Here is a 12,365-nt window from a genome sequence, read left to right on the forward strand (position 1 = left end):
CGTATAATCTTTTTCATTAATTGCTACTCCTTACATAACTGAAAGGCAAAGTATTATGAGTTAAGTATACCTACACTAAAGCAGAGCAACTTTAGGAAATTGAGCGAAATTAGTAAAAAACCAGAACATACTTGACCTAAAAGGTCAAGTATGTGGATAGAGATAGAGGGCTAAGTAAGAAGCACGAAGAATATTTTTTTAAAGGGAGATTTGTCTCGTCAAGTAGGTGTAGCTTTTAGAGGCTTGGGGGAGGGTGTCGCATTCGACTGAAATGACCCCATCATAATTGGCGGATTTCAGGACAGAGATAATGCCGGGCATATCGACCATTCCGTCGCCGACTCCAACACCTACTCTTGTACCGGTAACATGACCGCGTTCGTGGAGTTGTGTTACGGGAATGTCTTTGGCGTGAACGTGAATGACGCGATCGACTACGTTTTGAAGCATCTCCACAGGGTTGTTTCCAGCCAGAAATGAGTTGCCGGTATCGAAATTCACTCCTAACTCGGAACTTGAGAAACGTTTGAGCAATTTTAGAAGCATATCCGGACGTGTGGTTAACTTATTATGAAGTTCGATCGCTATTTTAATGCCTTTGGAATTCGCGTGCTTGATAATAGTATCAAGGCTTATGCACATGATATCGAAGGCGTCATCAAGTGTCATCCAATCTGTTGGAAGAGGGCCTTCGTCGGACATTACGATTGGGCACCCGACTTCTGCAGACCAATCGATGGCTTTATTTAAAAACGGTACACCGATTTGAGGGATTAAAAGACTTGTATGGGCATCTAAGGCAGAGAATTTTAGACCCAGATGCTCTAATCGCTGCCTGGTTTTTGAGACGTTTGATTTCGCGGTATCGATATGATGATAAGGTGATGATGTCTCAACGCTTAAGTGACTGTTAATTTTTACCGTCACATCGGTAAAGACGAAACATTCGACGTACTCATATCCCGCCTTTCGGGCTTGTTCAAGACCAGCCTCAAAGCTCATATTTTCAGTACGCGCAAATTCCAGATTAATGCCGGGCTTCATCATAAAACAACAACCTTGGCTAACTGCATTTAGGAAGGATAGGGGCCTCCCCGACCGAGTATGTTACACCTTGCTAGTAAGATTGGGCAAGGAGTCATTAAATATATTCCTCATTTATACTTGTGTGTGAATACAAAACAAGGTATAATTTACTTTACAATTAAACCGTTAGCGCAACTGGCGAAACTAGGATTTAACCTAATGGGAGCGCTGATCGAGCGGTGAGTATCTGCCGAACGCCTGGGCCTTTATTATAAGCGCTTAGGTGTTTTTTTCATTTTGGGGAGGTGATAATGGTTAAACGAGCAATTTTGAGTGTGTCGGACAAAACAGGTTTGAAAGAGTTTGCTACTGGGCTTGTAAGCATGGATGTTGAGCTTCTAAGTACTGGCGGGACTGCTAAGTTCTTACGAGATGCGGGACTTAAGGTAACGGATGTCTCTGAAGTAACGGGCTTTCCTGAAATGATGGAAGGTAGGGTGAAAACCCTTCATCCTCGTATCCATGGAGGTATTCTTGCCGATCGTAGAAAGCCGGAGCATATGGAAGCGATTAAGGCGCAAAATATCGAGCCTATTGATTTAATTGTTGTTAATCTCTACCCGTTCGCACAAACGATATCCAAACCAGATGTCACCCTCGATGATGCGATTGAAAACATCGATATCGGCGGGCCATCACTCGTTCGAGCGGCAGCCAAAAATTTCCAAAGTGTTGCGGTAGTTGTCGACCCTGCGGATTATGATGTTATCCTGGAAGAATTAAAGAGTTCAAAACAGGTCAGTTATGAACTCAGGTCACGTTTAATGGCAAAAGCTTTTAGCCACACTGCTGCTTATGATGCCTTAATTGCAAATTATTTCAACAACCAATTCGATCCGGAATATCCATTTCCTTCAACTCTTACACTTTCTTACAAGCGCGAACAGACGATGCGTTATGGTGAGAATCCTCATCAGAAGGCGGCATTTTATAGTGATGCCATTCAGAAGGAAGCAGGAATTGGTTCGGCGAAGCAGTTGTGGGGTAAGGAACTCTCGCACAACAATCTTTTAGATGCAGATGCGGCGTTAGAGTTAGTCCGTGAATTTAGTGAACCTACAGTTGCAATTATTAAACACACCAATCCTTGTGGGTGCGCTACGGCTTCGGCGATCCCTGAAGCCTTTTTGAAAGCGAAAGCTGCCGATCCTACTTCAGCGTTCGGTGGCATTATTGCTTCAAATCGACCGATTGACGCCTCAGCGGCTGAAGTGATTTTGGAGAAGGGTAATTTCTTCGAAGTAATTATTGCCCCTGACTTCACGGATGAAGCTTTCAAGATGATAACCAAGAGGAAGGGATGGGGGCTTGACGTTCGGTTGATGAAAGTAGGCGAGTTTGGGCCATCTCAAAGCGGCTTTGCGCTGAAGTCGCTGAACGGCGGTATTCTCTACCAATCGCGCGATTTAGAGCAGCTTAATACAGATACTCTTCAATGCGTTACCGAGCGACAACCGAGTGAAGAGGATAAGACGGACCTCGCTTTCGCTTGGGCGATTGTAAAACATGTTAAATCAAACGCAATTGTTTTGGTTAAGAACCGTCAATTGATTGGCGTGGGAGCCGGTCAGATGAATCGAGTTCGTTCTGTCCGTTTGGCATTAGAGCAAGCAGGGGATGAAGTAACTGGCTCGGTAATGGCTTCCGATGCTTTCTTCCCGTTCCCTGACAGTATTGAAACGGCAGGAAGCGCAGGGGTCAAGGCGGTTATTCAGCCAGGTGGTAGTAAGAAAGATGTAGATGCGATTCAATCCTGCAATCAGACTGGGATGGCCATGCTCTTTACAGGAATTCGACATTTCAGGCACTAAATGCCTGCTTTTACCACTATTTACTGTGGATTAGCCTTGACGGTTTCGAATAAAAGCGTTAAAATAGAGTAGGAATTCATATTCGAGGAGTTATCGCTCGATGCAAAAAAAGCAAGTCGATGCAGTTGCTATTGCTGTTATCTTTCTTGGGATAATCGCAATTGGTGTTCTGATTTATATGAGTAACAATAATTTACCCCCGCCTTTGGGTAATCCACAGGTGGTCAATACCACGCCAATCACAAAACCAGTGATTGTTCCTGGTCAAGCCGCTCCTACTATGGGAGGCATGGGGGGGCCGTCTGGCCCGACTATGCCTGGCCCAATGCCTGGTGGACCGACCTCAGGTATGCCGCCGACTGGTCGCTAATAGGTTTTGTTCAATTATTTTTGTTGCCTAAGCTTATTCTTTCATTAACAAGTCTGGACTAAGTTTGCCCAGGCTTGTTAATGTCTAATCTGTTTGCTTTGGTAGGTATAATTACTTTACTTAAAGCAGAGACTTTACTCTGAATGTCAAATGTTTCAAGTGGAAAGGATGGTTGAAGCCAATGGCGATGCCACCTGTATTGAATGTAGGTTTTTATAATTTCGTGTTAACTGATAAGATAATCGCTATGGTAAGCAGCGAGTCTGCCCCTATGCGACGCTTAATCCAAAACCTTCGTAAAGAAGGGAACCTCATTGATGCCACTCAAGGTAGACGAACTAAAAGTATCATTTTTACGAATGGTAGTCAGGTTGTTATCTCGGCGATTTCACAAGAGACGCTCGCAAAGCGACTTGGCAGCGCAGAGATAACATTAGAAGAGGATTAACTAAGAATTTCTCGATTTTGAGGGTAGGTTATTTTCCTAAAGGGAAGTGAATGCAAAATTGAGATTATTCATTTGAGAAAAGTGAAGTTAGGAAGGGATCATGAGGGGGACTTTAGGAGCTCCAATGTTTTTCGTCCGTAGCCTTCTAAGTCGGTTCGGGCGTGATATGGGTATCGATCTTGGTACCGCTAATACACTTGTGCATGTGCAGGGCAAAGGCATTTTATTGCGTGAGCCGTCTGTCGTTGCGATTAACCGTGATACCAAAGAAGTGCTTGCTGTTGGAGAAGAGGCGAAGCGTATGCTTGGCCGAACCCCTGCCAGCATCATCGCCATTCGACCTCTAAAAGATGGCGTTATCGCTGATTTTGACCAAACCGAGAAGATGATTCGTTACTTCATTAAAAAAGTGAATCGACGAAATTGGGCGCCTCCTCGGGTTGTCGTTGGAATTCCAAGTGGTGTTACAGAAGTTGAAAAGCGAGCTGTTACAGAAGCAACTAAGAAAGCCGGTGCCAAAGACGCTTATCTTATCGAAGAACCGATGGCGGCTGCGATAGGCGCAGGTCTTCCGGTATCCGAACCAACCGGATCAATGATTGTCGATATCGGTGGTGGGACTGCCGAAGTTGCTGTGATTTCGTTATCGGGTATTGTGCACAGTAAAAGCATCCGCATTGCTGGAGATGAGATTGACGAAGCCATTGCTTCCTATGTGAGACGCGCTTATAATCTTTTTATTGGCGAACGTACTGCTGAATTTGTCAAAATCGAGATTGGAAGCGCTTTCCCTCTTGAGCAAGAGATTTCGTTGGAAGTCAGAGGTCGCGATCTTATCTCAGGACTTCCTCGAGCTGCAATCATTAGTTCACAAGAGGTGCGTTCGGCGATTTCCGAACCACTTAATGCGATTGTTGATGCAGTGAAACTTACTCTTGAGGCAACGCCTCCCGAACTAGCGGCTGATATTATGAATAGCGGAATCGTTTTAGCTGGTGGTGGAGCTTTATTGCGAGGGTTTGATAAGCTTTTAACCCGAGAAACGGGAATGCCGGTCGTCATTGCTCCTGACCCTTTAAGCTGTGTTGTTATTGGGACTGGTCAAGTATTGGATGAACTTCATTCCAATCCGGCATTGCGAAAAGTTTTAGTAAGCGCCAGTCAATATTGATTTTTTTCTGCTAAGTTAAAGTCGAAATAGTAATTCCGCTCAAATCAGGTACTTTCCATGACGCGTTTTCGTGATTGGGTTGTATTGGTATCTTTGATAATAGTAGCCGCAATCTATGGCGGCTGGCATCAGCGATGTGTTTCGCATAATCGAAGCGAGCCATTAGCAGGTGCTGTACGTGCTATTTTTATGCCTCTGCGGCATTCTGTTCATGGATCTTCTCGTTCTACATTAGATTTTCTCTATGGTGTAACTCATTCACGCCAATTGGTTCGACAGAAACGTTCTCTCGAAACCGATGTGAAAAAAGCTGGCCTCCAAAAACCCCTTTATGAAGAACTCCGACTTGAAAATGTACGCTTACGTAAGGCGCTTGCATTTAATCAGATAAACCGAAACAATTGGATACCTGCTGAGGTAATCGATGCTGACCTTTTCCAATTCACTATAACAATTGGCTGCGGAAGTCGGCAAGGGGTGAAAATTGGGTCCCCAGTGATGGGGCTTGATGGATTGGTTGGTCAAGTTATCACGGTGGGAGCTAGCACGTGTCAGGCGATGCTTATTATTGCGCCCGAATTTAGTGTCGGAGGAAGGGTTCAAAGAGGAGATTCTCGGTCTATTGGTATCTGTCAGGGTAAGGGAGACAGGTATCTTAAATTTAATCGCCTTACACCAGGCGCCGACATTAATGCAGGAGACTTGGTAGTAACATCCGGACTTAGCGAAATCTATCCGAAGGGTTTGGTTATTGGTCGTGTCTATCGCGTTTGGAATGACTCTGTGTATAATGAGCCGAAAGCGTTCGTGACCCCTTCGGCAAATGTTGATCGACTGGAAGAGGTATTTGTTCTAAAGTGAATGAAATTGGATGGCGTTATGGATGGGTAACAGTACTGGCGCTGTTTCTCGCTGTTGTTTTTCAACCACTCGTCTATGATTGGCTAAGCATAGGCATCTACGTACCCGATACTATTCTTATCACTATGCTCTGTTGTTCACTTATGAGCAACCGTTCTACCGGCGCCTTCTTGGGTTTTGTTGCGGGTTTCTTATATAGCGCAACGGTTGTTGGTAAGACGATCCCTGAATTCTGCATTAGCATGAGTGCAGCAGGGTTTTGGGCCGGTTGGGTTCCTGTATGGATACGAAGAGAGTATATTTTCACTGCCGTCTTGGTGGTATTTAGCGGTACGATTATCGCAGAGACGACATTTTTACTCCTGCATCCTGGTAATCTGATGTTTGTATCATGGATGAAGGCAACCTTCATCAAAGCGGTGTACAACGGTGTCATAGCGATTCCGACATACGCCCTCTTGAAGCGGTTCGTACCGCAAGCAATAAGTTAGTTTTTAAGGAGAAGTACTGCCTTATGTCGCAGATGGTTATGAATTCACATCATGGCTCAAGAAGCCTTTACGATATGGCTGTTGAGCAGTTAGATATTGCAGCCCATTACCTTCAATTAGATCCTGGCATCCACGAAGTTCTCAAGTTCCCCAAAAGAGAACTTTCTGTGAATTTCCCCGTTCAAATGGATGATGGTTCTCTACGTGTCTTTTCCGGTTATCGCGTGCAGCATAACACGTCATGCGGTCCGGCAAAGGGCGGTATTCGATATCATCCTAGTGTAACTCTCGAAGAAACACGCGCTTTGGCTATGTGGATGACTTGGAAGTGCGCAGTTGTAAATATCCCCTACGGTGGCGCAAAAGGCGGAGTTATTTGCGACCCAAAGCAGTTATCTATCCGTGAGATCGAGAATCTTACCCGGCGTTATATCACTGAAATCAACATGCTCATCGGTCCCAACTCAGACATCCCGGCGCCTGATATCGGCACCAATCCTCAGGTGATGGCGTGGATTATGGATACCTATAGCATGCACAAAGGCTATACGGTTTCTGCAGTCGTTACTGGCAAGCCGATTGCTATTGGAGGGTCGGAAGGCCGTGTTGAAGCAACAGGCCGTGGTGTTACAGTCGTTGCAGCCATGGCGGCTAAAGCTAAAGGTATGAGTCTGGAAGGCGCTAAAGTTATTGTCCAGGGATTTGGTAATGTTGGAAGCACGACTGCCAAACTAATGGATGAAGCCGGCGCTATCGTTGTCGGTGTTAGCGATGCAATCGGCGGTATCTATAACCCAAACGGAATTCCTATCTCCCGAGTAATCCACTGCGCGGGCAAAGAAGGCTGTCTTAGCGCCTACCGGGATGCCGAAAAGGTTACAAATGAAGATATGCTCGAACTCCCGTGTGACATTCTTGTCCCTGCGGCTATAAGTGAGCAAATTCATGAAGATAACGCTACAAAGATAAAAGCGAAGATCATCGTAGAAGGCGCAAACGGACCAACCACCCCTCAAGCCGACCGTATCCTCAACGACCGCGGCATCTTTGTTGTTCCCGACGTTTTGGCCAACGCAGGCGGCGTCATCGTTTCCTATTTCGAATGGGTGCAAGACCTTCAGGCCTTCTTCTGGAGCGAGGGTGAGGTTAATCAAAAGCTCGAGATGATCATTTCCCGCGCCTATAACGCAGTCACAGAGGTTGCTGATAAGCATAAAGTAGACCTCCGAACTGCTGCCTACATCATCGGTGTAGACCGAGTTGCCCAAGCAACAAATATCAGAGGCATCTATCCATAGAAGTTAATTAAGTTAATAGGGCGGGTACGCAGTACCCGCCCTATTTTTGTTTTATACCCCAAATCCGCTTCCCTGAGTAGGCCGAAGTCGTCCCCTGTGTGGCATATATTACTTATCAAACAATATGGTGAGGGCGCGTACTAGGTCGTCTATCCTGAATGGTTTGGCGATGGCGGCGATGAAGCCGTAGTCGCGATAGTTTGCCATGATTGGGTCGTTGGCGTAGCCGCTGAAAACGATGGCTTTGATGTTCGGCTCGATCTCTTTGAGCTTTTCGATTGTTTCTTTGCCGCCTAATCCTCCTGAGATGGTCAGGTCTAAGAGAACCCCATCGAAAGGCTGCCCTTGTGTGATTGCTTCTTCAAAGAGGGCTACTGCTTCCGCTCCATTTTTTGATAAACTAACTGTACAGCCCAGATGTTTAAGGCTGGCTTCTGCGAGATATCGCAATATTTCCTCATCATCCATCACAAGAATTCTTCCTTTGAAGATTGGTTTAGTGGAAGTTTTCTCTAGGATAGCCTTTTCAGCCGCCGCTTTGGTTGTTGAAGGCAGATAGAAGGTGAAAGTCGTGCCTTTTCCCAATTCGGAGCGAACTTCGATATGGCCATTATGACGGCGGATAATCGAGTGAACGGTGGTTAGACCTAAACCTGTGCCAGTCGCTTTTGTAGTGAAGAAGGGATCAAAAAGCCTATCCAGAATTTCCGGTGGGATCCCATTGCCCTGGTCGATAATTTCGACACTGACATAGTTTCCGGCTTGCAAGGGTAGGGTGGAGACGGAATCAATCACAACATTCCTGGCTTGAAGGAAGATTGTGCCGCCTGCGGACATGGCTTGGGAGGCGTTGATGACTAGGTTTTCGATCACCTGGCTAATTTGACCATGATCGGCTTCAACAGGCCATAAATCCTCATCGAACGAAAACTCGCAATTAGTTTTCGAACCATGAAGCACAAACAGGACTGCTTCATGGAGTAATTGTTCCATTGACGTAACCTGTTTGACGGGTGCGCCGCCTTTTGAGAAGGTCAGAAGCTGTCTGGTCAAGTCGCGGGCGCGTTCGGTGGCATTTTCAGCAGCTTCCAACAATCCGCGTTCCTGTTCAGCAATATAGGGCATCATGGAGACCAGAGAGACGCTTCCCATGATAACCGCAAGGATATTGTTTAAGTCGTGAGCAAGACCGCCTGCAAGCAAACCAAGCGATTCGAGTTTGCTGATGTTAGCGATCTCCTGCTCAAGCCGATGCTGTTGAGTAATGTCGTTAAAGATACACACTGCGCCTGTTATGTGATGATCTTGGTCGGTAATGGGAGTAGTTCTTTCTGAGATAAGATGTTCAATGCCGTCATGCCCGGTCAGCCAAGAGTGACGTATGACGTTATAGTTGAGACTATTTAATGCAGCTTTAAACCCATCCTTTCTTGGCTTGCGAGTTTTCTCGTCAGTGGTTGAATAGATATCTGATGCTAGCTTTCCGATCGCTTCATCCTGTGAAACACAAAGGAGTAGTTGGGCGACTTGGTTAATCAGAATAATTTTGCCATCGGTATCGGTGGCGATAACTCCTTCACCAATCGAACGGAGGGTGGTAGCAAGCCGTTCTTCACTTGCCTGAAGATCCCTAATCGCATTTGCAAGCGACAGCTCGGCTTGTTTGCTCGCGGTGATGTCGAGCACGGTGCCGAATACCCTTGATAAATGTCCTTGTGTGTCGTGCTCGATATCTGTTTCAGCGCGGATATGTTTCTCGGAGCCGTCAGCCATGATTAATCTTGTCTCGATATTGAATCCAATCCCATTTACCATAGCTTGTTCATAGGCAGCGCTAAAACTTTTTCTGTCATCAGGATGAACCATCTGGATGATTTGTGCACGAGTGGGAATCTTGTTCCCCACATGATCGAGTCCGTGAATATGAAACATTTCCTTGGACCAGGTGAGCTGTTTGGTCCTGAGGTTGTACGAGAAGTTGCCAAGGTGTCCTTGTTCTTGCGCTTGCTCCATCTCACGTTCTGCTTTTCTCATGCCGGTTACATCGAGAACAGCTCCTGTGAGACCGATGACAATTCCGTTTTCGTTATGAAGAGGTTCCAATATGGATTGGAAGTATTTCATTTCACCGTTTAGTTCATAAGATAACAAGCCTTCTGCGCCCTCATCTTCACTGATAGCCTGTTTCATGAATGCGGTTAGGTTTTCTCCATGAGGAGCCATTAACTCCATCGTCGTTTTACCAATGATGTCAGTTGTGGGGAAGTATATTTTGGGATTGTAGACCCAAGTGTATTTCAGATCCTTATCGAGGTTAAAAGCGGTAATGGGGAAACGCAGGAAAGCAACTCGCAGCCGCTCTTGGTTGATGCTCAAATTCTCAAGAGCGTATTTAAGCGCCTCTTGCGACTTCTTTTGCTCAGTCACATCGCGGATTATGAGGATAACGGTTAAGACTTTCCCCTCGGCATCGCGCAAGATACCACTGCTGTAGCTTCCAATCCAAAATACGTTTGTATCCGTATGAAGAAGTCCAACCTCGTAGGCAGTAAATGTTTCACCACGCAACGCCCTGTCGAGGGGGCGTTCCTCAGGGAGAATGAGGGTACCGTCAAGATGTTGGAACTGATAGGTATCCGGATAACCGATATTTTCCTGATGAACTTCCTCCAGAGTTATACCATGCATCCGCATCGCAGGCGGGTTGATCATTTCAATGAGACCATTAGCATCCGCGATGATTAGTCCATCGGATATACAGTCGACAATGCCTGTCACGCGATTGTAGAGAAGGTTTAACTGTGCCTGGTTTTCACGTTCGTTTGTAATGTCCAGGGATGTATGAACCGCGCCGGCTAGTGTTCCATCGGCATCATAGATTGGTACAGTGCTGACTGATAGCCAGATTCGTTCACCCGATAATGTGTCTATGTAATAGACTTCTCCATTAACTCGTTCACCTCGCAAGGCGCGAGCAGTTGGTAATTCAGAATCAGCGTAAGGCACTCCACTTGGCCTGATTGGAAGGCGTTGGCGTTCACTCACATGAAAATTGGAGCCACCGTGAAGCATTATAAACGTGTTCAAAGCGCTGTTGTTTGCCTTTAATACATTCATGTTTATATCATAAAGAATGATATTAGCCGGCATGGTTTCGAAAAGGGCTTCAAGCTCTGCTGCTTGAATTTCAGCGCGTAGATAGGCTTCTTCAAGCATCAGGTTGGCTTCTTTTTCAGTGGTAACGTCATTCATTGTCAAAAGGGCGCAGATAGGTGCGCCTGCTTTATCCCGCACTAATGTGCCACTGAAGATGACATCACATTTTTCTCCCGAAGCTTTATGGACTACTTGAGCTTCAAAACTTTCGAGTATTTCACCCCTAAGAATCCGTTGTAATGGCCTTCCTTCAGTTGGCAATACGTTGTTATCGATGTCTCTCATCTCATAGAATTCGGCGATATAGTTCACATGCCGTGCTTGTTCGTATTCTTCTCTGTGAGGGTAGATACTTAGTGAGGAAGGATTTCTCATTAAGACATTACCGTCCAAGTCGGAGATCACGATGCCTTCCGCCATTGCGTTAAATACGGCTGAAAATGTGCTGTTCGCCTCTTCTAACTGGCGCTCAGTCTCGCGGATTGATGTGATGTCGGTAAATGCGGTAACAACTTTTTGAATTTCCCCTTTCTCATCCTTGATCGGCGCGGCGCTCGTAGAAACCCAAGTTACCTTTCCATCTTTATCAGGGATACCAACGACTACAGCTTCGACAGTTTCGCCCCTAAGAGCTCGAGCAGTTGGGGGCATTTCCATATCCATAGGTTGACCATCTACCGCTCTAAATTCTCTCGATTTAACCCGCTCCTGTAACGGAAGCATCATATCCTTATCCGTATAACCCATGAGCTGTTGTGCGTACGGATTTAGCATTTGGATAGTCCCGTCAGCGTCATGGATAAATACACCGGTGGGAATTGAATGGAGAATAGCTTCCATCTCAGCCGCTTGGCGTTGCAGTTGTTCCCTTGCAGCTCGTCTTTCCTCGCGGACTTCAGTCAAAGGGGTGCGATCTTGAACCGTGAGCACAGCACAAATTGGATTTCCGGATTTATCACGTGCTAAATTACCTGTAAAGCGAACCTCTCGCCATTCTCCGGTTGCTTTATGAATAATGCGCGCCAAATAACGATGATGTCTTTCGCCGCGTAAAACGCGCGTTAACAGACCATCATCAAAAGGAACTAATTCTCCATCAGGATCGCGCATCTCATAGAATTCTTCTGCTTCCCTTAAATCAAGTGTTTTGAATACAGTTTCGCTGTGAGGATAAGCGCTTAAAGCTATATTATTAGTTGTGATAGTCTTCCCGTTTAAATCAGTAATGATAATGCCATCTATCATCGAATCGACGATGGCATCTAACTGTCGTTCAGTAGGTAGCTGATGGGAATCTTCGGATAAGGAGGATGAAGTTGTGGGATGCTTGTCTTTACTTACAGGCAAATCAAGTATATCTAGAAGAGCTTCGATTTCAGAAGCCGCTTGTCTTTTTAGATCATCAGGGCAATCTTTCAATATTGAGGCTAATTTTCTAACTGCGAGCATTTGCTCTTCAAACTTATACGAGACATCGTCTTTATCTCGAGCATTCCCCTTATCCATTCCATCCTCCAGACTGGGCTTGAAACATCATGTGAATATCATGTGTAAGCTTCTTAGCTGTATGAAACATGAGACATCAGGATTAAACAATAACAGCCTAACCTTCTTATTTATACCTTTTGCATCATAACATATACTGAAGATGACAAATAATATTTGGACAATAC

9 protein-coding genes and 1 riboswitch are annotated in these 12,365 nt (G+C 45.6%); of the genes, 7 read left to right on the forward strand and 2 right to left on the reverse strand.

All coding sequences use genetic code 11. The features are described from left to right. Positions 1 to 198: 198 nt before the first annotated feature. Entirely contained in the window at positions 199 to 1,047 is an 849-nt protein-coding gene (locus tag WCO51_03955; protein MEI6512412.1) for a sugar phosphate isomerase/epimerase, read from the reverse strand. A 160-nt stretch (positions 1,048 to 1,207) separates the two neighbouring features. Continuing rightward, positions 1,208 to 1,297: riboswitch (ZMP/ZTP riboswitch) on the forward strand. Positions 1,298 to 1,337: 40 nt separating this feature from the next. Here WCO51_03955 and purH point away from each other — a divergent pair. The 7 genes from purH to WCO51_03990 all read left to right on the forward strand — a co-directional run bounded on the left by purH (position 1,338) and on the right by WCO51_03990 (position 7,536). Beyond that, entirely contained in the window at positions 1,338 to 2,897 is a 1,560-nt protein-coding gene (purH, locus tag WCO51_03960) for a bifunctional phosphoribosylaminoimidazolecarboxamide formyltransferase/IMP cyclohydrolase (protein MEI6512413.1), read from the forward strand. Positions 2,898 to 2,997: 100 nt separating this feature from the next. Continuing rightward, positions 2,998 to 3,267 (forward strand): hypothetical protein, encoded by a 270-nt coding sequence (locus WCO51_03965; protein MEI6512414.1) that lies wholly within the window; start codon positions 2,998 to 3,000, stop codon positions 3,265 to 3,267. Between the two features lie 181 nt (positions 3,268 to 3,448). Then, positions 3,449 to 3,715 carry a DUF370 domain-containing protein gene (locus tag WCO51_03970; protein MEI6512415.1) on the forward strand — a complete coding sequence of 89 codons (267 nt, stop codon included), beginning with the start codon at positions 3,449 to 3,451 and terminating at the stop codon, positions 3,713 to 3,715. Positions 3,716 to 3,839: 124 nt separating this feature from the next. Beyond that, positions 3,840 to 4,886 (forward strand): rod shape-determining protein, encoded by a 1,047-nt coding sequence (locus tag WCO51_03975; GenBank protein ID MEI6512416.1) that lies wholly within the window; start codon positions 3,840 to 3,842, stop codon positions 4,884 to 4,886. 57 nt (positions 4,887 to 4,943) lie between these two features. Next, positions 4,944 to 5,747, forward strand: coding sequence for a rod shape-determining protein MreC (gene mreC, locus WCO51_03980; GenBank protein MEI6512417.1), 804 nt, complete (start codon positions 4,944 to 4,946; stop codon positions 5,745 to 5,747). Then, complete coding sequence (locus tag WCO51_03985) at positions 5,744 to 6,238, forward strand: hypothetical protein (GenBank protein ID MEI6512418.1); 495 nt, start codon at positions 5,744 to 5,746, stop codon at positions 6,236 to 6,238. Before mreC ends, WCO51_03985 begins: the two co-directional genes overlap by 4 nt. 32 nt (positions 6,239 to 6,270) lie before the next feature. Then, positions 6,271 to 7,536, forward strand: coding sequence for a Glu/Leu/Phe/Val dehydrogenase (locus tag WCO51_03990; GenBank protein MEI6512419.1), 1,266 nt, complete (start codon positions 6,271 to 6,273; stop codon positions 7,534 to 7,536). Positions 7,537 to 7,644: 108 nt separating this feature from the next. On the opposite strand, the gene WCO51_03995 is transcribed toward WCO51_03990, so the two are convergent. Further along, on the reverse strand, positions 7,645 to 12,198 hold the full coding sequence (locus WCO51_03995; protein MEI6512420.1) for a PAS domain S-box protein: 4,554 nt from the start codon (positions 12,196 to 12,198) through the stop codon (positions 7,645 to 7,647). Positions 12,199 to 12,365: the final 167 nt, after the last annotated feature.

Source organism: bacterium, from assembly GCA_037131655.1.
Lineage (GTDB): Bacteria > Armatimonadota > Fimbriimonadia > Fimbriimonadales > JBAXQP01 > JBAXQP01.

Coding starts and splice junctions, on each gene's coding strand:
- WCO51_03955 (MEI6512412.1), bottom strand. CDS start 1,047: ATGATGAAGCCCGGCATTAATCTGGAATTTGCGCGTACTGAAAATATG.
- purH (MEI6512413.1), top strand. CDS start 1,338: ATGGTTAAACGAGCAATTTTGAGTGTGTCGGACAAAACAGGTTTGAAA.
- WCO51_03965 (MEI6512414.1), top strand. CDS start 2,998: ATGCAAAAAAAGCAAGTCGATGCAGTTGCTATTGCTGTTATCTTTCTT.
- WCO51_03970 (MEI6512415.1), top strand. CDS start 3,449: ATGGCGATGCCACCTGTATTGAATGTAGGTTTTTATAATTTCGTGTTA.
- WCO51_03975 (MEI6512416.1), top strand. CDS start 3,840: ATGTTTTTCGTCCGTAGCCTTCTAAGTCGGTTCGGGCGTGATATGGGT.
- mreC (MEI6512417.1), top strand. CDS start 4,944: ATGACGCGTTTTCGTGATTGGGTTGTATTGGTATCTTTGATAATAGTA.
- WCO51_03990 (MEI6512419.1), top strand. CDS start 6,271: ATGGTTATGAATTCACATCATGGCTCAAGAAGCCTTTACGATATGGCT.
- WCO51_03995 (MEI6512420.1), bottom strand. CDS start 12,198: ATGGATAAGGGGAATGCTCGAGATAAAGACGATGTCTCGTATAAGTTT.